The organism is Shinella granuli, assembly GCF_004341885.1.
GTDB classification, from domain to species: Bacteria; Pseudomonadota; Alphaproteobacteria; order Rhizobiales; family Rhizobiaceae; genus Shinella; species Shinella granuli.
The window spans coordinates 80,286-100,153 of the sequence record NZ_SLVX01000021.1; the positions used below are offsets into that span (position 1 = coordinate 80,286).

20 protein-coding genes are annotated in these 19,868 nt (G+C 65.8%); 5 read left to right on the plus strand and 15 right to left on the minus strand.

Annotation, left to right across the window (positions count from 1 at the left end; genetic code table 11):
- Positions 1-24 precede the first annotated feature (24 nt).
- Complete coding sequence (locus tag EV665_RS24840; protein ID WP_133036098.1) at positions 25-807, plus strand: carbon-nitrogen hydrolase family protein; 783 nt, start codon at positions 25-27, stop codon at positions 805-807.
- 57 nt (positions 808-864) lie between these two features.
- On the opposite strand, the gene EV665_RS24845 is transcribed toward EV665_RS24840, so the two are convergent.
- From EV665_RS24845 to EV665_RS24875, 7 genes are all read right to left on the minus strand, one after another.
- A complete protein-coding gene (locus EV665_RS24845; RefSeq protein ID WP_133036099.1) occupies positions 865-1,149 on the minus strand; it encodes a GIY-YIG nuclease family protein in 285 nt (94 codons plus the stop codon).
- A 782-nt stretch (positions 1,150-1,931) separates the two neighbouring features.
- Positions 1,932-3,602, minus strand: coding sequence for an amidohydrolase (locus tag EV665_RS24850; RefSeq protein WP_133036100.1), 1,671 nt, complete (start codon positions 3,600-3,602; stop codon positions 1,932-1,934).
- Between the two features lie 20 nt (positions 3,603-3,622).
- Positions 3,623-4,804: a serine hydrolase domain-containing protein gene (locus EV665_RS24855; protein ID WP_133036101.1), complete on the minus strand. Its 1,182-nt coding sequence runs from the start codon at positions 4,802-4,804 to the stop codon at positions 3,623-3,625.
- 78 nt (positions 4,805-4,882) lie between these two features.
- Entirely contained in the window at positions 4,883-5,923 is a 1,041-nt protein-coding gene (locus tag EV665_RS24860; protein WP_064333304.1) for an ABC transporter substrate-binding protein, read from the minus strand.
- A gap of 35 nt (positions 5,924-5,958) precedes the next feature.
- Positions 5,959-6,762, minus strand: a complete 804-nt coding sequence (locus EV665_RS24865; RefSeq protein ID WP_064333225.1) for an ABC transporter permease — start codon at positions 6,760-6,762, stop codon at positions 5,959-5,961.
- Positions 6,755-7,678 (minus strand): ABC transporter permease, encoded by a 924-nt coding sequence (locus EV665_RS24870; RefSeq protein ID WP_133036102.1) that lies wholly within the window; start codon positions 7,676-7,678, stop codon positions 6,755-6,757. Before EV665_RS24870 ends, EV665_RS24865 begins: the two co-directional genes overlap by 8 nt.
- A 2-nt stretch (positions 7,679-7,680) precedes the next feature.
- On the minus strand, positions 7,681-8,781 hold the full coding sequence (locus tag EV665_RS24875; protein WP_064333223.1) for an ABC transporter ATP-binding protein: 1,101 nt from the start codon (positions 8,779-8,781) through the stop codon (positions 7,681-7,683).
- A 257-nt stretch (positions 8,782-9,038) separates the two neighbouring features.
- On the opposite strand from EV665_RS24875, the gene EV665_RS24880 reads away from it, so the two are divergent.
- Both EV665_RS24880 and EV665_RS32455 read left to right on the plus strand, forming a co-directional pair.
- Complete coding sequence (locus tag EV665_RS24880; RefSeq protein WP_133036103.1) at positions 9,039-9,725, plus strand: GntR family transcriptional regulator; 687 nt, start codon at positions 9,039-9,041, stop codon at positions 9,723-9,725.
- Positions 9,726-9,843: 118 nt separating this feature from the next.
- A complete protein-coding gene (locus EV665_RS32455; protein ID WP_162853155.1) occupies positions 9,844-10,011 on the plus strand; it encodes a hypothetical protein in 168 nt (55 codons plus the stop codon).
- 158 nt (positions 10,012-10,169) lie between these two features.
- On the opposite strand, the gene EV665_RS24885 is transcribed toward EV665_RS32455, so the two are convergent.
- The 3 genes from EV665_RS24885 to EV665_RS24895 all read right to left on the minus strand — a co-directional run bounded on the left by EV665_RS24885 (position 10,170) and on the right by EV665_RS24895 (position 13,022).
- On the minus strand, positions 10,170-11,828 hold the full coding sequence (locus EV665_RS24885; protein ID WP_133036104.1) for an FMN-binding glutamate synthase family protein: 1,659 nt from the start codon (positions 11,826-11,828) through the stop codon (positions 10,170-10,172).
- Between the two features lie 248 nt (positions 11,829-12,076).
- Positions 12,077-12,283 carry a hypothetical protein gene (locus tag EV665_RS24890; RefSeq protein WP_064333221.1) on the minus strand — a complete coding sequence of 69 codons (207 nt, stop codon included), beginning with the start codon at positions 12,281-12,283 and terminating at the stop codon, positions 12,077-12,079.
- 214 nt (positions 12,284-12,497) lie between these two features.
- Positions 12,498-13,022, minus strand: coding sequence for an NUDIX hydrolase (locus EV665_RS24895; protein WP_245507815.1), 525 nt, complete (start codon positions 13,020-13,022; stop codon positions 12,498-12,500).
- Between the two features lie 519 nt (positions 13,023-13,541).
- Here EV665_RS24895 and EV665_RS24900 point away from each other — a divergent pair.
- On the plus strand, positions 13,542-14,516 hold the full coding sequence (locus EV665_RS24900; RefSeq protein ID WP_133036106.1) for a threonine ammonia-lyase: 975 nt from the start codon (positions 13,542-13,544) through the stop codon (positions 14,514-14,516).
- A gap of 19 nt (positions 14,517-14,535) precedes the next feature.
- Here EV665_RS24900 and EV665_RS24905 read toward each other — a convergent pair whose 3' ends face one another.
- Positions 14,536-14,973, minus strand: a complete 438-nt coding sequence (locus EV665_RS24905) for an acyl-CoA thioesterase (RefSeq protein WP_210234671.1) — start codon at positions 14,971-14,973, stop codon at positions 14,536-14,538.
- 89 nt (positions 14,974-15,062) lie between these two features.
- Between EV665_RS24905 and EV665_RS24910 the strand changes: the two genes are divergently transcribed.
- Positions 15,063-16,019: a LysR family transcriptional regulator gene (locus tag EV665_RS24910; RefSeq protein ID WP_133036108.1), complete on the plus strand. Its 957-nt coding sequence runs from the start codon at positions 15,063-15,065 to the stop codon at positions 16,017-16,019.
- On the opposite strand, the gene EV665_RS24915 is transcribed toward EV665_RS24910, so the two are convergent.
- Genes EV665_RS24915 through EV665_RS24930 form a run of 4 tightly spaced genes read right to left on the minus strand, consistent with a single transcriptional unit; the run spans position 16,016 to position 19,851 of the window.
- Positions 16,016-17,044, minus strand: coding sequence for a histone deacetylase family protein (locus EV665_RS24915; protein WP_133036109.1), 1,029 nt, complete (start codon positions 17,042-17,044; stop codon positions 16,016-16,018). The two genes, EV665_RS24910 and EV665_RS24915, sit on opposite strands and share 4 nt — an antisense overlap.
- Positions 17,041-17,532: a GNAT family N-acetyltransferase gene (locus tag EV665_RS24920; protein ID WP_133036110.1), complete on the minus strand. Its 492-nt coding sequence runs from the start codon at positions 17,530-17,532 to the stop codon at positions 17,041-17,043. The genes EV665_RS24915 and EV665_RS24920 overlap by 4 nt, the downstream gene beginning before the upstream one ends.
- A 9-nt stretch (positions 17,533-17,541) precedes the next feature.
- The gene (gene kce, locus EV665_RS24925) at positions 17,542-18,471 is read right to left on the minus strand and encodes a 3,5-dioxohexanoate:acetyl-CoA acetone transferase (protein ID WP_064333218.1); all 930 of its coding nucleotides are present in this window, start codon (positions 18,469-18,471) and stop codon (positions 17,542-17,544) included.
- Between the two features lie 9 nt (positions 18,472-18,480).
- Positions 18,481-19,851 carry an aminotransferase family protein gene (locus tag EV665_RS24930; RefSeq protein WP_133036111.1) on the minus strand — a complete coding sequence of 457 codons (1,371 nt, stop codon included), beginning with the start codon at positions 19,849-19,851 and terminating at the stop codon, positions 18,481-18,483.
- Positions 19,852-19,868 lie beyond the last annotated feature (17 nt).

The following is a 19,868-nucleotide window of genomic DNA, read 5'->3' on the forward strand; positions in this document are numbered from 1 at the left end:
GCGCAAAACCAGACAGGAGCTCGCATGCGGATCGCCGCCCTCCAGATGCACGCCATTGCCGGCGACGGCGAGGCCAATATCGAGCGCATCGCCTCCGCGGCCGCGGATGCGGCATCGGGCGGCGCCAAGCTGCTCGTCGTGCCGGAGCTTGCCGTTCCCGGCTATGGGGCAGGGGAGGCGGCCTTCGGCCGGCTCGCTTCACCCGCCACGGGAGACGTGGCCGCGCGGCTCGGCGCCATTGCGCGGGACAACACGCTTGCCATCGTCGCGGGTTTTGCCGAGCGGGAAGGCGCGCATGTCTATAACAGCGCGCTGTTCACCGACGGCATCGGCACCAATGCCGTCTATCGCAAGTCCCATCTTTACGGCGACTACGAACGCGCCGCCTTCCGCGCCGCCGCGCCCGCCTCCATCATGGTGGAAATCGGCGGCATCCGGCTCGGCATGCTGATCTGCTACGACGTGGAGTTCCCGGAGAATGTCCGGCGCCTGGCGCTTGCCGGCGCCGATCTCGTCATCGTGCCCACGGCGCTGCCGAAGGGCGCGTCCGGCACCTTCATCGCCAACCACATGATCCAGGTGCGCGCCTTCGAGAACCAGGTCTTCGTCGCCTATGTCAACCATTGCGGCGCCGACGACCACTTCACCTATGCCGGCCTGTCGCGCATCGCAGCCCCCGACGGCAAGCTGCTCGCCGAGGCGGCGGCAGAGGGTGAAACCCTGCTCTTCGCGGAAATCCGCCCCGAAGACTATGCGAAGTCGCGGTCGGAGAACACCTATCTCGTGGATCTCGCCCGGCAGGGCTGACGGTGTCCGAATGGATCCTCGGGCTTGCCCCGAGGACCCACGCCCCACGGCACGCCCTCACCAAAATTCCAGATACAAATCCCGCCAATCCGGATTCATCGCCTCGATCAATTCGACTTTCCACTGCCAATACCAGCGTTTCAGCGATTTCTCGCGCTGGATGGCCGTGCCGATGCTGTCATGCTCTTCATACCAGACCAGGCGAACGCAATCATGCTTCGAGGAGAATCCAGGCGTGATCTTCTCCCGGTGCTCATGAATGCGCCGTTCGAGATCGGCCGTCACGCCGATATAGAGCGTACCGTTCTTGTGGTTGGTGACGATATAGACATATCCCGTCATGCGGGAAATGTCGGCGATTATGGATCCTCGGGTCAAGCCCGAGGATGACGACAGAAGAGAGGGCGTCAGACAAAGAGAGGGGCCCGCGTGCCGCACCGGCCAAGGGGCTGGCAACCTCTCCTCCCCTCCGTCATCCTCGGGCTTGACCCGAGGACCCACGCCCCACGGCACACCCTCGCCACCAAAAAACACACCCCCCCATTTTCCCCGCCCGCTCAATCCATGCCTACAATCCCCCATCCCGCCGCGGATACACCGCAAGGCGTTGCGGCGAGGCGGGGTCGGCGCGGGGCGTGAGGGGGCGACGCAAACCTTGACGCACCGGGCGCGCGGAAAATGGTCTCCCTCCGGCGAAACGGGGGAAATGGCGGGGCGTCGGACCGGACCGCCGTTTTGCCCCGATCACGTCGCCGGGCGTGCCTGTGTGGCACACAACATGGCGGCTGCATCGTGCGGCGTCCGAGGGTTCGGACCCGGTTCGTGCGGCGCAGTGGAAGACGGTGCCGACCGGCAGTCATGGCTGCGGCACCGTGAATCCTGAGGGCGTGCATGACCCTTTCTTCGGAAGGGCGCGCCACCGTTCCCACGCACCCCGCCATCGCAGAGAGGCCGAAGTCGCGGGCAAAAACCGCCGAACGGGGCGCTGGACGGTGCCGCATACAAACATTCAGTCGAGGCAGCCTCCAGCGCCCCGTCCGAATGCTCTTTGACAAAGCCACGGGCGGAAATTCCGCCGCGTGGGTCGCTCTGTTGCCCTTATCGCGGCCTCGGCCCGACCACCTTCAGGCCTGATAGGTGATGCGCCCGTCGCACATGGTGGTGATGGGCCGGATCGCGGCGAGGTTCGCATGGTCCGCGGCCTCGACATTGCCGGACAGCACGACGATATCCGCGAGATAACCCGGCTTCAGCATGCCCTTGCGGTCTTCCATGAACTCGACCCAGGCGCCGTTCTTCGTATAGGCGGCCAGCGTCTCGGCGAGCGAAAGCCGCTCGTCCTTCAGGCCCTCCTTCCACGAGCCGCGCGTCATCGCGCATTGGATGCAGTGCATCGGATCGAGCGGGGAGACCGGCCAGTCCGTCGCAAAGACGATCTCAGCCCCGGCATCGACCAGCGTGCGCCAGGCGAAGGCATAGGGCCAGCGGTCTTCGCCGATATAGGAGAGGTAGGGCTCGACCGGCAGGCCGGCGCTGCCCGGCGGATGGGTCGGCTGCATCGAGGCGACGGTGCCCAGTTCCCTGAAGCGGGGAATATCGTCGGGATGCACGACCTCGATATGCTCGATGCGGTTGCGGCTGTCGCGCTTGCCATTCGCCTTGATGGCGGCCTGGTAGCCGTTCAGCACCATGCGCACGGCGCCGTCGCCGATGGCGTGGACCGCGACCGGCAGGCCGAGCCTGTCGGCGGCGATGGCGATGCTGTCGAAATGCTCCTGCGAGAACAGCGGCTCGCCCTTCCAGCCCGGCTGGTGCGCATAGTCGTCGATGAAGACGGCGGTGCCCGATTCCGTGACGCCGTCCATGAAGAGCTTGACGAAATCGCAGCGCAGGCGATCCGTGTCGAAGCGCTCGCGCCAGGCGGCGGCCTTCGTCTCGAGGTCCGAGAGCGGCATGAAGTTCTTCATGTGGAAGGGCATGCGCACGCGCACCGGCAGGCCCACCGTGCGCTCGATCTCGTCGAGCATTTCGAGCTGGTAGAGGCTGCCGTCCATGTTCTGCAGCGAGGTGATGCCGAGCGAGGCGACATAGGCAAGGCCCCGCTTGATGACCTCGATGTCGCCCGCGCGCTCTTCCGCCGTCACATGCTCCGGGTCGCCGCCGGTGCCGACGCCGAGCATTTCGCGCCCGCCGGTCTCGCCGAAGGCGGAAACCGGGCGGATGGCGTTGCTCTCGCGCAGTTCCCCGCTCGCAAGGCCGTCCTCGCCCATGACGATCTCGTTGCCGACGCCGACATCCCGGCCCTCCAGGATGCCGCCCATCGTGAGGGCCGTCGTGTTGGCCCAGGCCGTGTGGTGGTCGGGCGCGACGATCAGGAGCGCCCGATCCGGCAGGATGCGGTCGAGATGATGGCGCGTCATGCGCTCGTCGTCGGACAGGATCGTGTAATCGGCCTGCTGCGCGATGAGGAGCCGGCGCTCCGGATATTCGGCCGCATAGGCCTTCACCGCCTTCTCCAGCGCGTCAAACCCCTTGACGCCGGCCAGCGACAGTTCGCTGAGCTCGGCCGAACCGCCGAAGATGTGCATATGCGCTTCGTTGAAGCCGGGCAGCACCGTGCCGCCGCGAGCATCGATCACATGGGTGTCGGGTCCGGAAAAGGCGTCTATCTCGGCTTCCGAGCCGACGGCCAGGATTCGGTTTCCGGCAATGGCAACCGCGTTCGCCCGCGGGTTCGCCGCGTCCATCGTCAGCACCCGCGCGTTGCGGATGATGAAGCTCGCTTCCGTCTGCATGGCGTGTCCTCGAGTTGCGTTCAGATTGCCCGGCGGCAGAGCGCCCGGAAGAAGGAGAAAACGTCCTGGTTCTCCTCGTCGCCCAGCGGTTCCGGCTGGGAGGAGAGCTTGACGATGACGGTCTCGGTGCTCGGATCGACATAGAGCCACTGGCCATGGATGCCGATCGCGCAGAAGGCGCCGTCGGCCTCGCCCGACTGGTACCATTGGCTGCGGTAGCGCCCGTTCGGCAGGTCGACATTGCGGCCCTCTCGCCAGGCTTCCCGGTCGCCGTTCTCCTGCATGTCGCGGATCCAGCCTTCCGGCACGATCTGCCGGCCGTTGCGCACGCCGTGGTTCCGCAGCAGTTCGCCGAGGCGGGCAAGGTCACGCGCCGTCATGGAAACGCCGCCCGCGGTGCGCGGCGTGCCGATCGCGTCCACCGTGATATCGGCATTGCCCTTCGCGCCCATCGGCTTCCAGAGCAGATCGGAGGCGAGGTCGGAAAAACGCGCGCCCGTGACGCGCTCGATAACGACGCCGAGCAGGTCGGCATTCGGCGAGGCATAGTAGAACGGCCCGCCATGCGGCCGCTCGGCCTTCTGCAGGGTGACGAGGAAAGAGGCGAGCGTCTCCGGCGCGATGTCCGGTTCCGGCGGGTTCCACAGCATGGCGCGGCGATAGCGCGCGAAGGCGCCGTGCGGGTCGAGATAGGCTTCCTCGAAATCGAGGCTGACGCGCATGTCGAGCACGTCGCGATAGGTGCAGTCGCCGTAGACGCTGCCCTTGGCCTCCGGCAGATAATCCGTCACCGGGCGGTCGGGATCGATCAGCCCCTCGGCCTCCAGGATGCCGGAGACGACGGCCGTCAGCGACTTCGAGATGGAAAAGACGAGATGCGGCGCATCCGGGTCGGCATGCGGGGCATAATATTCCGCGACGATCTCGCCCCGGCGCATCATCACGAAGGCGTCCGTATGGGCAAAGTCGAGGAAGGCGCGGGCGCTCGCGGCGCCTGCAAGGCCGGTCTCCATCGCCGCATCGAGAAAGGCGTCGCTGGCGAGCGGCACTTCGGCGGCCGGCACCTCGGCCGCGATCACCGCCGTCGGCACGAGATCGCGGACATTCTGGAAGGTCCAGCGGCTATAGGGCGCGGTGCGCCAGTTGGCGAGCGTGATATCCGCACGTGCAAAACCGTGCCTGTCCTTGAACGTCTTGATCATGGCATATCCAACCGAAGCGCGGGAAGGCGCCAGGCCCTCCCGCGTACGGCCGTCCTCGTTTCCTTGCGGCCTTGCCGCTTACTTCTGCAGTTCGGTCCAGATCCTGGTATAGAGCTGCTGTACGTCGGGTTCGCAGCTTGCGAGGAACTCGCCCGCGGGCTGGAATTCAGCCGGCACGACCAGTTCCGGCGCATCCTGCATGTCGGCCGGCAGGAACTGCTCCGATCCCTTGACGCCGTTGGAATACTTGGCGAAGGCGGAGATCAGGGCCGCATTCTCCGGCTCCATGATGAAGTTCATGAACAGCTTGGCGTTCTCGGTGTTCTTTGCGTCCTTGAGGAGCGCGACGCTGTCCATGAAGTAGGGGAAGCCCTCCTTCGGGTAGCCGAACTTGATGTCCGCATTCTTGATGCGCGAGCGCATGATGGCGCCGTTCCAGTAGTAGACGGCGGCATAGTCGCCGGCCGGCAGCTTCTCGGTCACGCTGTAGTCCATGGCGAGCCATTTCGTCTTCGCTTCGACGAGCTTGTCGCGAACCTTGCGCAAGACGTCCTTGTCCGTCGTGCACCAGTCACCGCCGAAATACTTGATGGTGGCAAAGAGGACGTCGTTCATCTCCGGCGCGACGTTGATCTTGCCGGCCAGTTCCTCCGGCGGATCGAGGAAGATCGCCGAGGTGTTGATGTCGCCCTTGTAGACCGAGGTGTTGACACCGATGCCGGTCAGGCCCCACTGCCACGGAACGGTGTAGTGGCGGCCCGGATCCCACGGCACGTCGACCCAGCGCTCGTCGACATTCTTGAAGTTCTCCATCTGGTCCGGCCGGGCTTCCTGCAGCAGGCCTTCCTTGATCCAGATCTGCACGTAGTTCGCCGAGGGCACGACGACATCGAAGCCGTGGCCGCCGGCGCGGACCTTGGCGAGCGCCGTGTCGTTCGAATCGTAGTCGGTGACCGTGACCTTGACGTCGAACTTCTCCTCGAACTTCTTGATCAATTCCGGATTGGTGTAGTCGCCCCAGTTGTAGATGTTGAGCTGGCCGGCCGCCGAAGCGGCATTCGCCGCAAACAGCATGGCAATCGCCGCCGTTGCTGTCGTCGTCATCCATTTCGTTTTCATTCTCTGTTCCTCTCTGTCGTTGTTCGTCGAGATGATTACTGTTTTTTCCGGTTGATGAAGAAGAAGACCACGACGAGCGCCGTCGAAAGCGCCAGGAAGACCGTTGCGATGGCATTGATCTCGGGTGTCGTCTCGCGCCGGAGCTGTCCCAGCATATAGGTCGGCAGGGTGTCCTGTCCGCCGGATTTCACGAATTCCGTGATGACCACGTCATCCAGCGAGATGACGAAAGCCAGCATGAAGCCGGCGATGACCGCCGGACGCAGCAGGGGCAGGGTCACGTGCCGGAAGGTCTGCCAGCGCGTGGCGTAGAGATCGGCCGCCGCCCGCTCCAGCGTCAGGTCCATGCTCTCCAGCCGGGCGCGGATGGGCAGGTAGGCGAAGGGAATGCAGAAGGCCGTGTGCGCGACGACCAGGTAACCGAGGCCCGAATAGCCGGTCCAGACCTTGATGCGCGAGAAGACGATGAGCAGTGCCACGGCCGTGACGATCTCCGGCACCATGAGCGGCTGGTTGATCAGCGCATATTTGAAGGTGAGGCCGCGATAGGGCGTCGTGCGTGTCGTCGCAAGGGCCGCCATGGTGGCGGCGATCGTGGCGAGGAAGGCCGCCCAGATCGCGATGACCAGCGACCGGATGGCCGCATCCTGGACGGCCGCGTTCTGCCAGGCCGCAACGAACCAGCGCGCGGAGAACCCATCCCAGCGCGACAGGGATTCCGCCCCGTTGAAGGAGTAGATGACCAGCGCGGCGATCGGCAGGTAGAGCGCGAAGAAGGTGAAGAGGGTGATGAGCCCGAAGCCGGGTTGCGAGCGGATGTCGAAATGCGACTTAAACATGGCTCGAACCTCCACGCGAGGCATTGCGCACGTAGAAGATCAGCGCGACCATCACCAGGGCCATCAGGGTGATCGACATGGCGGCGCCGAGCGGCCAGTTGCGGCCCGACCCGAACTGCATCTCGATGAGGTTGCCGAGCATCATGTTCTTGCCGCCGCCAAGCACGCGCGGAATGACATAGGCGCCGAGCGACGGGATGAAGACGAGGATGGAGCCGGCGATGATACCGGGTTTGACAAGCGGGATCACGATACGGCGCAGGACCTGCAGGCGGCTCGCATAGAGATCGTATCCCGCCTCCACCAGCCGGAAATCGAGCTTCTCGATCGAGGCATAGAGCGGCAGCACCATGAGCGGCAGGTAGACATAGGTCATGCCGAGCAGGTTGGCCGTGTCCGTATACATGATCTGCAGGGGCCTTTCGATCACGCCGAGCCAGATCAGGGCATTGTTCAGGAGGCCCTCGTTGCGGATGACCTGCTGCATGGCGAAGGTGCGGATCAGGAGGTTGGTCCAGAACGGGATCGTGACGAGGAAAACCCAGATCTCGCGGCTGTGCGGCGGCCGCGTCGCGATGAAATAGGCGGTCGGAAAACCGAGGATCAGGGTGAGGAGCGTCGTGAAGAACGACAGTTGGAGCGAGCGCCAAATGATCGACAGATGCGCATCCGCAAGGCCGAGCGTGTCGTCGAATATGTCGCGCTGGAAGAAGACCGAGACCCAGCCGTCGAGCGAGAACTCCCCGAACCTGACGTCGCCGTAATCGCCCTTCGCCATGAAGGAGTAGAGCAGCATCACGAGCAGCGGGCCGACCGCCGCAAAGAAGATGATGAGCAGGGCCGGCGCGCTGAGCAGCCAGCGGGAGCGGATATCCTGTTTCTGCACCGCCAGAGCGGCTTCCTGTGCGCCGCTCATCGTCAATCCCTCAGGATCTGGGCGACGTCGTCGCTGAGGCTGATGCCGACCGCGTCGTCCTTGGAAAAGCCGCAGGACCCGCTGCGGGCATTCTGCTGGCGCACGGTGAAGGTCGTGCCGTCTTCGAGGCGGATGTGGAAATGCGTGTCCGTGCCGAGATAGACGATCTCGCGGATGATGCCGCGCAGCACGGAGGCGGGAGAGGGCGTACCGACCTGGGCATGTTCGGGACGGATGACGACCGTCACCTTGCCGCCCGGCGTCACGTCCGCCGGGAAGGTCGCCGGGATCTCCGCGCCGGAGGAGAGCCGCACGCGCGCCCGGTCGCCGGAAACCGCGACAACCTCGGCCTCCAGAAAATTCGTCTCGCCGATGAAGTCGGCCACGAAACGCTCGGCCGGGCGGTCGTAGATGTCCCAGGGCGAGCCCACCTGGCGCACCGTGCCCGTCGACATGACGGCGATGCGATCGGACATGGTGAGCGCTTCCTCCTGGTCGTGCGTGACGAAGACGAAGGTGATACCGGTTTCGGTCTGGAGGCGCTTCAGCTCCATCTGCATGGACTTGCGCAATTTCAGGTCGAGCGCGGAAAGCGGCTCGTCGAGCAGGAGCACCTTCGGCCGCGGCGCCAGCGCCCGGGCGAGCGCCACGCGCTGCTGCTGGCCGCCGGAAAGCTGCGTGACCGGGTTGCCACCGCGCCCCTCCAGATGCACGAGCTTCAGCATGTCCTTGACGACGCTGTCGATTTCCGAACGGGGCTTGCCGAGCATCTTGAGGCCGAAGCCGATGTTCTCGGCCACCGTCAGATGCGGGAAGAGGGCGTAGTTCTGGAAGACCGTGTTGACCGGCCGCTGGTTCGGCAGAAGGCTGGAAATGTCCACACCGTCGAGCAGGACCTGCCCCTCGGTCGGCAGTTCGAAGCCGGCGATCATGCGCAGAAGCGTGGTCTTGCCACAGCCGGACGGGCCGAGAAGGGTGAAGAACTCGTTCGACCGGATATCCAGCGTCACGTCGTCGACAGCCTGGAAATTGCCGAACCATTTCTTGATGCCATGCATGCCGATGGCACCGCCATGGGCCGCGGTCGTTCGGGTCTCAGTCATCGGTTCCCCGTTTATCGTCCGGCGTCCCGAGCTTCCTCCGCCCAGAGCGCCGGCTGTCCTCTGTCCGGCCGCTGATCACGGCTCTCATGTGATAGGCTTATCTTGCTTATGATCACAACAAATCATAATTTGATCAAATCTGTAAAGGGCCATTTTGAGCTTTGCGATTTTATCCGCCCTGCGTGCAAGGGCCGCAGAATTCAGCCCAGGGACGATAAACCGGCCTAGACCGGATCGACAGAGGGGAGGGTTTCAGCATGCTGGTTGCAGCCGGTCGCGAAGCGTCCGAATCCGCCAAGCAATGGGTCTACCGCGTGCTGCGGCGGGCCGTCATGACGGGCCAGTTCGAGCCGGGCGATCCGGTAACGATCAACGGGCTGGCCGAAACCCTCGGCGTCAGCGCCATGCCGGTGCGCGAGTCGCTGCACAGGCTGGTCGCCGATGGGGCCCTCGAACTGCTCGACAACCGCCGTGTGCGCGTGCCCGACCTCGACCCGCAGCAGTTCGAGGAGGTGCTGGAGGCCCGCATCGCGCTCGAAACCCGCGCGGCGGAACGCGCCATGCCCTTCATCGACGAGGGGCGTCTCGCCCGTCTTCGCGCCTTCGACCGGCAGGCCGACGAGGCGCTGGCACGGCGCGATTTCGGCCGTCTGGTAGAGGCGAATTTCGACTTTCACCGCTGCCTCTACGAGGCGCGGCCCGGCACTGTGATCCTGCCGCTGATCGAATCCCTCTGGCTGCGCCTCGCCCCCTTCATGTGCCGGGCGGGCGAGACCCTGTTCACGACCTACCAGATCGACCGCCATGCCGAAGCGCTCGACGCCATCGTCGCGCGCGATGCGGAAGCGCTCAAGGCCGCGATCGCCGCGGATATCCGCGACGGCACGGGGCATCTCGGCCACAAGCATTTCGAGCAGAGGGGCATCGCGAGGAGGGCGGGCTGACGGCAACGCGCCCGACGGGCGATCACATCCGCGTTCTTCTTCCGCAGGCGCTTGCCGAAAGGGGCAAATCGCCGGTAAAGCTCTCGGCGACTGCCACGCCTGCGCACCGGAGGATGCCATGAAGGACGACAATGTTCTGAAATTCGAACGCCGGAAGCCGCAGCAGGACGACAAGAACAAGCCGAAGACGCCGCCACCGAAGAAGGGCCTGATCTGGATCGCCGTCCTTGTCGCGATCGCGCTCGTGTGGGCCTACTACCAGTTCGTCGCGCCGCAGACGCTGTAGCCAGGCGGCTTCGATCCCTGGAGGAGGGCCGAGTGACACATGCGGGCGCCAAAGTCACATAAGCTGAATTATGGAACACAAATAATCGACGGCGCCCATTCTTGCCCCAGCCAGTGCCTGGGCGGCTGCGCCCCGGATTATCCGGGGCGCCAGGCGCCTCACGCGGCCTCGCGCTTGCGGAACGGCCCGTGCGGAATTTCCGGCGGGGCGAAGCTCTCGGCACTGGCACGGTCCCAGCGGGCATGCCAGTCGGCGAGCTCCGGAATTTCCCTGCCGACGACGAGAAAGCCCTCGGGCAGATAGGGATAGGCTTCGTTGCCGTCGAGGAACTCGTTGTCCTTCTGGCGGAACATGAAGTGGTACGGCATGAAGTCGCTTGGATTGGCGAGGCCGGCCGCTCCGGCGATCTCTCCCAGAGCCCGCATGGTGTTGCGATGGAAGCGCGCGACGCGGTCGCTCTTGTCACCGAGGTCGATCGCACGCTGGCGTACCGGGTCCTGGGTGGCGATGCCGACCGGGCAGCGATTGGTGTGGCAGGACTGTGCCTGGATGCAGCCGATGGCGAACATGAAGCCGCGGGCGGCGTTGCACCAGTCCGCACCGAGGGCCAGCGTGCGGGCGATGTCGAAGGCGGAGACGATCTTGCCCGCGGCGCCGATGCGGACCTGATCGCGGATACCGGCGCCGCGCAACGTGTTGTGCACGAAGGTCAGCCCTTCGAGCATCGGCATCCCGACGCGGTTGGCGAATTCCACCGGGGCGGCGCCCGTCCCGCCTTCCGCACCGTCGACCACGATGAAATCGGGAACGATACCCGTCCGAAGCATGGCCTTGACCATGCTCATGAATTCACGCCGGTGGCCGATGCACAGCTTGAAGCCGACCGGCTTTCCGCCGGAAAGCTCGCGCAACTGCCCGACGAACTGCATCAGGCCGACCGGTGTCGAAAACGTGCTGTGTGCGGCTGGCGAAATGCAGTCGATACCCATCGGGATGCCGCGCGCTTCGGCGATTTCAGGCGAGATCTTCGAGGCCGGCAGCATGCCCCCATGACCGGGTTTCGCCCCCTGGCTCAGCTTGATCTCGATCATCTTGATCTGCGGGTCGGCGGAAAGCCGGGCGAACTTTTCCGGCGAGAAGCGGCCGTCCTCGCCGCGGCAACCGAAATAGCCGGACGCGACCTGGTAGATCAGGTCGCCGCCGCCCTGCCGGTGGTAGCGGCTGATGCTGCCCTCCCCCGTATCATGCGCGAACCCGCCCTTGCGCGCCCCGGTATTGAGGGCGAGGACGGCGTTGCCCGACAGCGAGCCGAAGCTCATGGCCGAGATGTTGTAGAGGCTGGCATCGTAGGGCTGCCGGCAGGCCGGGCCGCCGACGCGCACCCGGAAATCCGTATCGGCGATGGTGACCGGCGTTGCCGAATGGGTGAGCCAGGCATAGCCGGAGCCGTAGACATTCTCGATCGTGCCGAACGGCCGCTTGTCCTCCTCCCCCTTGGCGCGCTGGTAGACGAGGCCGCGATCCTGCCGGTTGAACGGAACCGCGTCATTGTCGCTTTCGATGATGTACTGGCGGATCTCCGGCCGGATGCTCTCCAGAAGGAAGCGCAGGTGCCCGACCACCGGATAGTTGCGCAGGATCGCGTGCCTGCGCTGGCGCAGGTCGTGAATGCCGAGAAGGAACAACGCGCCGCAGATCGCGGCGACGAGGAACAGCCAGCCGTTGTAGAGCAGGGCACCGCCGAGAGAGGCGAGCGCGGCCACCCCGACGAGGAAGAACACAGCATAACGCTGATTGGAGACGAGGGCCTTTACCATGTTTCTGGTCCGAAAATCGCTGGTATCGTGGGAGATCGATGTGACCGGGCGTTCACTGGAGGGAATGCGGCGAACGACGCCACCGTGCCGGTACCACATCTTTGTGTCAGCAGATGTTTACCGGACGGTAAAAGCGGTCGTCCGCCGCACCCCATGCCAGTCGGCAATTCCGATGGAATGCGGTCCACCGGAATTGCCCTGGATATTTCATCCGACGCCGAAGCGGTGCCGCTTCGGCTGGACCTGCTTTAGAAGCTTGCGCCCACCAGTTTTTCCGTCAGCGCGTTGCGATCCTCGATGGATTGCAGGCGCACCGTCAGGGCCGTGCTCTTCACGGGAACCTGCGGCGGCAGGGAGAAGGCGATGCCCGGCAGGTTCTCGGCCGCCCATTGCCTGAAACGGGGCAGCTTGTTCGGGCCGCTGATGGGGAAGGTATGGCTGTATCGGAAGCTCATTTCGGCTCTTTCTGAACAGGGGCAAGGCGGCGGCGCAGAGATGCGGCCGGCCTTGCTCCGCAGGTTTTCATCTTGGATCGGGAGGCGATATCCTGGCGCCGCTCTTGCATTCGCAGTCAGCAGCGCCAGGCCGTCAGCAGTCGGCGCTGATCCTGTGAAAGAGACGGGCGGGAACGTGGCGGCGGGCCGGGCGGGGCGGAACCATCGCGCTACCTCACCGTCCACCGGCCAGCGGCTCGCCGGGCGGATGCTTCCATCCGCCAGACGGACCGAGCACCTGCGGCGCGGTGTAGAGCGTGCGCACGAAGGCGGCGAGCTCCGCGTCGTTGAGCCGGTCGGCCGCCGCGGCGAGGGAGAACCAGCGCCGCTGCCTCTGCCCCTTCTCGCGCCAGTGGCTCAGCGTGCCGCGCACCTTCATGCCGAACACCAGGACGCGGCAGGGAACCTGCGAGCCGTCGTCCAGCGCCTTCATGTAGCGGTAGCAGGTCACCGGCGACGGCGAGACGTCACCGATGACGCCGGCCTCCTCGAAGGCTTCCCGGGATGCCGCGGCGCCTGCCGGGCGGTCCTTCATCGGCCATCCCTTCGGCACGATCCATCGACCGCGCCGGCGCGAGGTGATGAGCAATATCTTCGGCTCGCCATCGCGCCGCAGGCGCCAGGGGAGCACCCCGACTTGCTGCAATTCGTCCGGACCATCTTGGACGGAGGGAGTGCCGGTGCACGCTGCGTTGTCCATCATCCCCTCCTCCCCTCGCCCGGCCGTAAGGAAACCATCGCGCCGTGCCCATGGCGGACGCCGGAAACGGCGCGTACGAGAACGGGCGCCTTGCACCAGGGGCAGCGGCTGGCCGCGCGCGGGAGATGCCGGTCGCAGGTGAGGCAGATTTTGAGGGAATGAGACAAGGACATGGAAATGCTCCATCGGAACGCCGCAAGGGCGAGACGACATGAACCGCACTGTTGGATCGTGTGGGTTCCCGGAGCGGCGGGATCTGCGGCGGCGTTACAGGGTCAAGACAGCCGGCTCCGGGTCAGGGAGCGCGCTTGATCGCGAAGCCTCGAAATTCTGACGGACGTTTCCATGCACATGACCTGCAATTGGCCGTTCAATGCGGCAATTTCAAGAGGGTGCGTCCTTCTGCTGCATGGTGCCGTTCGAGGCGCAGACGCTCCTGTCACCATGACAAGAACGGACATTCTCAAGCGGGCGGCGGCATTCTATGAGATGGCACCGCATCAGCCGAAAGCCTGCTCCATGACATCCATCGAAATGATCGTCGCCGCCAGATCCCGCCTGCAGGGCCATGCCCGGCGGACACCGCTCCTGTCCTCGCCCTTCCTGGACGAGATGGCGGGGCGGCGCGTCCTCGTGAAGGCGGAATGCCTGCAGCACACCGGCTCCTTCAAGTTCCGCGGCGGCTGGTCCGCCCTTTCGGGGTTGGCGCAGGAGGTGCGCACGCACGGCGTGATCGCCTTTTCGTCGGGAAATCACGCCCAGGGCGTCGCCCTCGCCGCCACGCGGCACGGCGTTCCCTCGGTCATCATCATGCCCTCCGACGCGCCGACGCTGAAGATCGAGAACACCCGCGCCTTCGGGGCCGAGGTCGTTCTCTACGACCGCGGCACGGAAGACCGGGACGCCATCGGCGCGCGGCTGTCCGAAGAGCGCGGCCTGACGCTGATCCGGCCCTTCGACGAGCCGCTGGTCATCGCCGGCCAGGGCACGACCGGCCTCGAAATCGCGGAACAGGCGGAAGAGGAAGGCATAAAGACAGCCGACGTGCTGGTGCCCTGCGGCGGCGGCGGGCTCAGCTCGGGCATCGCCCTTGCCCTCGAGGCCACCGCGCCGGGCTTCACCGTGCGCCCCTGCGAGCCGGAAGGTTTCGACGACACCACGCGCTCGCTGGCGGCCGGGGAGATCGTGCGGAACGCCACGATGACGGGCTCGATCTGCGACGCGATCGTCACGCCGGAACCGGGCAGGATCACCTTTCCGATTCTACAGCGTCTGGCCGGGGCCGGCATCGCCGTGACGGAGGAGGAGGTGCTCCGCGCCATGGCGCTCGCCTTCAAGCGGCTGAAGATCGTCGTGGAGCCCGGCGGAGCCGTCGCCCTTGCGGCGGCGCTGTTCCATGGTGCCGCGATCGAAGGCGATGCGGTGATTGCCGTGACCTCCGGCGGCAATGTCGATACGGACCTGTTCGTCGCGGCGCTCCGGCGCTTCGGCTGAGGGCGCGGCCTTCCTCCGGCTATACGCCGTCAGGGCCTTCCCTGTCCGTCTCGGCAAGGGGACGAACACCGCTCAGAAGCACCTCCGGCAGGGGGCGGGCCTCCCGTCGCGCGAGGTCGAAATAGACCGAGACGGCGATGAGCTCGGCACAAAGCTGGTCGTCCGCCTTGTTCGTCAGCCGGTGGCGGGTGGTGAGCGAGGTGCGCCCGACCTTCACGACGGCGCTGCGGACCTCGAACAGGCTGCCGACCGGCAGCTCCCGGCGGAAATCGATCTCGTAGCGGCGGTCCGCCCAGCCCTCCTGCCGCTCGGCAATCCACGTCGCCGAATAGCCGGCCGCGGCGATGAGATGCCAGAATGCCTGGTCGAAGGCGGCGATGTAATATTGCACGTTCATATGCCCCATCGCATCGCACTGCGCGGGATAGACGACGCCCTGATAGGTCAGAAGCGGCACGGCGGATCTCCTTTGTCCGGTTGAACCCTTTGACGCCCGATAGGCGCATGCAATAGTTGCCGTCCGAAGCATAATTCCGGGGAATGCACATGGCGCGGCAAAGACGGCGTTTCGTCTGGGAAATCGACTGGAACCTGCTCAGGACCTTCATGGTGATCGTGCAGGAGCGCGGGCTGACGGCAGCGGGCGAAAAGCTCTCCCTGAAACAGCCGACCGTCAGCAATGCGCTGAAGCGGCTGGAAACCCATATGGGCTGCCGGCTCGTCGAGCGGAACGCCTCGCATTTCGCCGTCACGCCGGCCGGCCAGCGGCTGTTCAACGAGTGCATCGCGCTGTTCGAGATCGTTTCCGGGCTGCCGCAGCAGATGGAGGAGCAGCCCGGCGACCTTACCGGCCATATCGAGATCGCGTTGGCCAGCCACGTCGTCTGCCCGTTCCTCGACGAGGTGCTGGCCGGCTTCCACACGACCTTTCCGCAGGTCACGCTGTCGCTCTCCGTCGCCTCCAGCCAGGAGGTGATGGCCGCCGTGCTCAACCGCGATGCCGGCTTCGGCGTCTGCCTGATGCAGGAGCGGCATCCGAAGCTCGAATACGACGTGCTCTACCGGGAGAGTTTCGGCTATTTCTGCGGCGCGCGGCATCCGCTGTTCGGCGTGGCGGACCTGCCGCTGCAGGCGCTGCGCCAGGAGCCCTACGTCTCCTTCAAGACGGACCAGATGTCTGGCGCACTCTGGCCTGTCGCGCTGCTGCGTCAGCAGGAGGGGTTCGAGGGCCAGACCGTCGGCACCTCCTCGCATCTGGAGGAGGTCAAGCGGCTGATCATCGCCGGCTTCGGCTTCGGGCCGCTGCCGATCCATGTGGTGGAGGAGGACGTGCGCGCCGGCCGCCTCTGGCGCCTGCCGCCCTATGAGGATCCGCCGGTCATCGACGTGCACCTCGTCTATGACGGCACGGCCCGCCGCAGCCGCGCCGAGACGATCCTGCTTGCCGAACTGCGCCAGGCGATCGCCACGATACCCTTCGCGCAAAGGACCTATCCCGCCTAGCCGTTCCTAGCACCGAAACCGGTGAGGAAGGACGTCAGGTTGTCGCCAAGCGCGTCGCAGAGATAACCGCCCTCCTGCGCGACGACCGTCGGCAGGCGCAGTGCCCCGATCACTTCCGCGATGCGCGCAAAACCCGGCGTCGAGACAGAGAGACCGCCGAACGGATCCTTTTCGAAGGCATCGAGGCCGAGCGCCACGACGAGCGCATCGGGCGAGAAGGCCTCGACCCGGCGGATGGCGGCGGCCAGCGCCTCCAGATAGACGTCGTCGCCGGATTTGCGCGCCAGCGGCAGGTTGAGATTGTAGCCGAGGCCGAGCCCCTCCCCCCGCTCGTCGGCATGGCCCCAGAAGAAGGGGTAGAAGCGCACCGGATCGGCATGGATCGAGACGGTCAGCACGTCGGCGCGCTCGTAGAACATGCCCTGCGTGCCGTTGCCGTGGTGCAGATCGACATCGAGGATGGCGACGCGTTTCGCCTGCCGCAGCAGATGCTGGGCGGCGATGCCGGAATTGTTGAAGAAGCAGAAGCCGCCGGCGACATCCCGGAAGGCGTGGTGGCCCGGCGGGCGGCAGAGGGCGTAGGACCACCTCTCGCCGGCCATGACGGCCTCGGCGGCGGAAACGGCGGTGGAGGCGCTCCAGCGCGCGCTCTCGAAGGTGTGTTCGGAGATCGGGCAGGACGTATCGGCCATGTGATAGCCGGCCTGTCCGACCGCCGAGGCGGGATAGCTGCCGGTGCGGGCGATCGGGTGAATGTTGGGGATCACCTCGGCCGAGGCGCCCTCGATGCGCTGCCAGCGCTCGTGGATCCGGTTCAGGAAATCGATGTATTCCGGCGTGTGCACGGCGGAGACCGGCGCGAGGCCGTGGTCCTTCGGCCGCACGATCTCCATGCCCGCCGCCCGCGCGCCGGCCAGCAGGCGCTCGACGCGCTCGGGCTGCTCGGGGTTCGGCTGCGGCGCGCCGCTGGAGAGGAAGAAGCTCGGATCGTGGCGTTTCTGTTCTTCGGCAAAAAAGGTCTTCATGGCTCTCCCTCGGCGAATGCGTCGAAATCCGCGCCCTTGATCATGTGGATCTGCTCGCTGCGGGAATGGCGAATCCCGAGGCGATCGTAGAGGCCTTGTGCGCGGAGATTGTCCACGTCGACCGACAGGCGCATGTAATGAGCGCCCCGCGTCCGGCCGCGCTGCGCGGTGGCGCGCAAAAGCCGCTCGGCGATCCGCCGTCCGCGAAAGGCATCGGCGACGAAGAGGTCCTGCACATAAAGGCCGGGCTCGCCCATCCAGGTGGAAAAGCTCGGAAAGCTCAGGCACAGGCCGGCAAACGCCGCCCCCGCCTCGGCGATCAGCACCTCGAAGGCCGGCGTTTCGCCAAAACCGTGGCGGCGCACGTCCTCGACGGTCGAGACGAACTTCGCCTCCGCGCCCATGTCCACGGCCATCGTCTTCAGTGCCGCGTGGATGATCTCCGCGTCTTCCGCGACGGCCGGCCGGATCGTGATGTCGTCCTGCATGTCCCCTCCTCAGAATGCGACGCGATCGCCGCCCTTGAGGCCGAGCATGGCGCGCGCCTCGTCCGGCGTCGCGACCTCCAGCGAAAGGCCCTCAAGGATCGCACGGATGCGTCGTACCTGATCGGCATTCGAGGCCGCAAGCGCGCGACCGTCGAAAAGGCTGTCCTCCAGGCCAACGCGCACGCTGCCGCCCATGGTCGCGGCCATGGTGATCATCGGCATCTGCCTGCGCCCGGCGGCAAGCACCGAGAAGCGGTAGTCCTCGCCGAACAGCTTGTCGGCGATGCGCTTCATATGGACGAGGTTTTCCGGATCCGCGCCGATGCCGCCGAGCACGCCGAAGACGAACTGCATGAAGGGCGTGCCGGGAACGAGCCCGCGGTCGCGGAAATGGGCGAGCGTGTAGAGATGCCCGACATCGTAGCATTCGAACTCGAAACGCGTGCCGCAGCCCTCGCCGAGACGTTTGAGGACCGTCTCGATATCGGCGAAGGTGTTGCGGAAGATCGTGCCGCGCGTCGCCTCCAGAAGCTCGGGCTCCCAGGCGTGTTTCCACGCCCGCGGCCGGTCGAGCATCGGGTAGAGGCCGAAATTCATCGAGCCCATGTTGAGCGAGCACATTTCCGGCTCGGCGGCGAGCGCCGCCGCCAGCCGGTCCTCCAGCGTCATGACGGAGGAGCCGCCGGTGGTGATGTTGATCACCGCATCGCTCGCCTGCTTGATGACCGGCAGGAAGCGCATGAAGGCCTTCGGGTCTGCCGTCGGGCGGCCATCTTCCGGGTCGCGGGCATGCAGGTGCAGGATCGAGGCGCCCGCCTCCGCCGCCGCGATCGCCTCGGACGCGATGTCCTCGGGCTTGTAGGGCAGATGGGGCGACATGGAGGGCGTGTGCACCGAGCCCGTCACCGCGCAGGTGATGATGACCTTGTTCGATTTCATGGCCGGCTCCTATCTGCCGACCGGCAGCGAAAGTTCGCCGGCGAGCTGCGCCAGCGTCGCATCGAGGATCGTCACGATCTCGCCGACCTGAGCCTCGGTGGTGATCATCGGCGGGCAGACGAGGAAATGGTCGCCCTCGACGCCGCCGCGCGTGCGGCGCGAATAGATGATGAGGCCGCGCTCATAAGCGATGTCGACGACGCGCTGGTGTGCCTCCAATGCCTTGGGCAACGGCGCCATGGTGTTGCGGTCGGAGACGAATTCGGCCGCGAGCAGCAGGCCCTTGCCGCGCACGTCGCCGATGAAGGGGTAACGTTCGGCAAGGCCCTCCAGCTCGGCCTTCAGAAGCGCACCGATGCGGGTGGCGTTGCCGAGCAGATCCTGCCGCTCGATCTCGTCGAGCACGGTAAGGCCGGCGGCGCAGGCAAGCGGGTTGCCGGCATAGGTGTAGCCATGGGCGAAGCCGCCGCGGTCGAGCACCGGCTTCACCAGCCGGGAATGGGCGATCATCGCGCCCAGCGGGCAATAGCCGGCGCCGAGGCCCTTGGAAAGCGCAACGATATCCGGCCGGCAATTCCAATGGTCGCCGCCGAGATAGCGGCCGGTGCGGCCGGCCCCGCTCATCACCTCGTCGTGGATCAGCAGGATACCGTGCTTGTCACAAATCTCGCGGATGCGCGGATAGTAGCTGTCGGGCGCGACGAGCGCACCGGTGGAGGCGCCGCCGATCGGCTCCATGATGAAGGCGAGCACGCTTTCCGCCCCCTCCTCCAGGATCTTCTCCTCCAGCATGTCGGCATAGCGGATGCCGCGCTCCTCCATCGAGAGGTTGTCGCGGTCGAGATAGGCGGTGGGGGCCTTGATGTGCGGCATGTCGCGCAGCATCGGCAGGAACGGTTTCTTCAGCGCGTCATAACCGGTGACGGCGAGCGCGCCGAGGGTCGAACCGTGATAGGAGGGGAAGCGCGAGATCACCTTCCAGCGCTCCGGCTGGTCGGTGGCGAGCGCCCATTGCCGGGCGAGCTTCAGGCAGGATTCCACCGCCTCCGAGCCGCCGGAGACGAAGAACACCCGGTCGAGGCCCTCCGGCATGTAGCCGGAAAGGCGCCGCGCCAGGTCTTCCGCCGGCTGGTTCTCGAAATGCAGGCGATAGGCGAAGGTCGCCTTGTCCATCTGGCGCTTCATGGCGTCGAGCACGTTGCGGTTGGAATGGCCGATGTTGACGACCATCGCCCCGCTGGACCCGTCGATGACCTTCCGGCCATGTTCGTCCCAGATGTAGATGCCCTCCGCCCGGTCGGCGAGCGGCCGGCGCATGCGGGACTGGTAGAAGAGGTGGGATGCCGGGCGTTCGCCCGTCGCGGTCTGGTGCTGGCTCATGATCGATCCATGAAAGG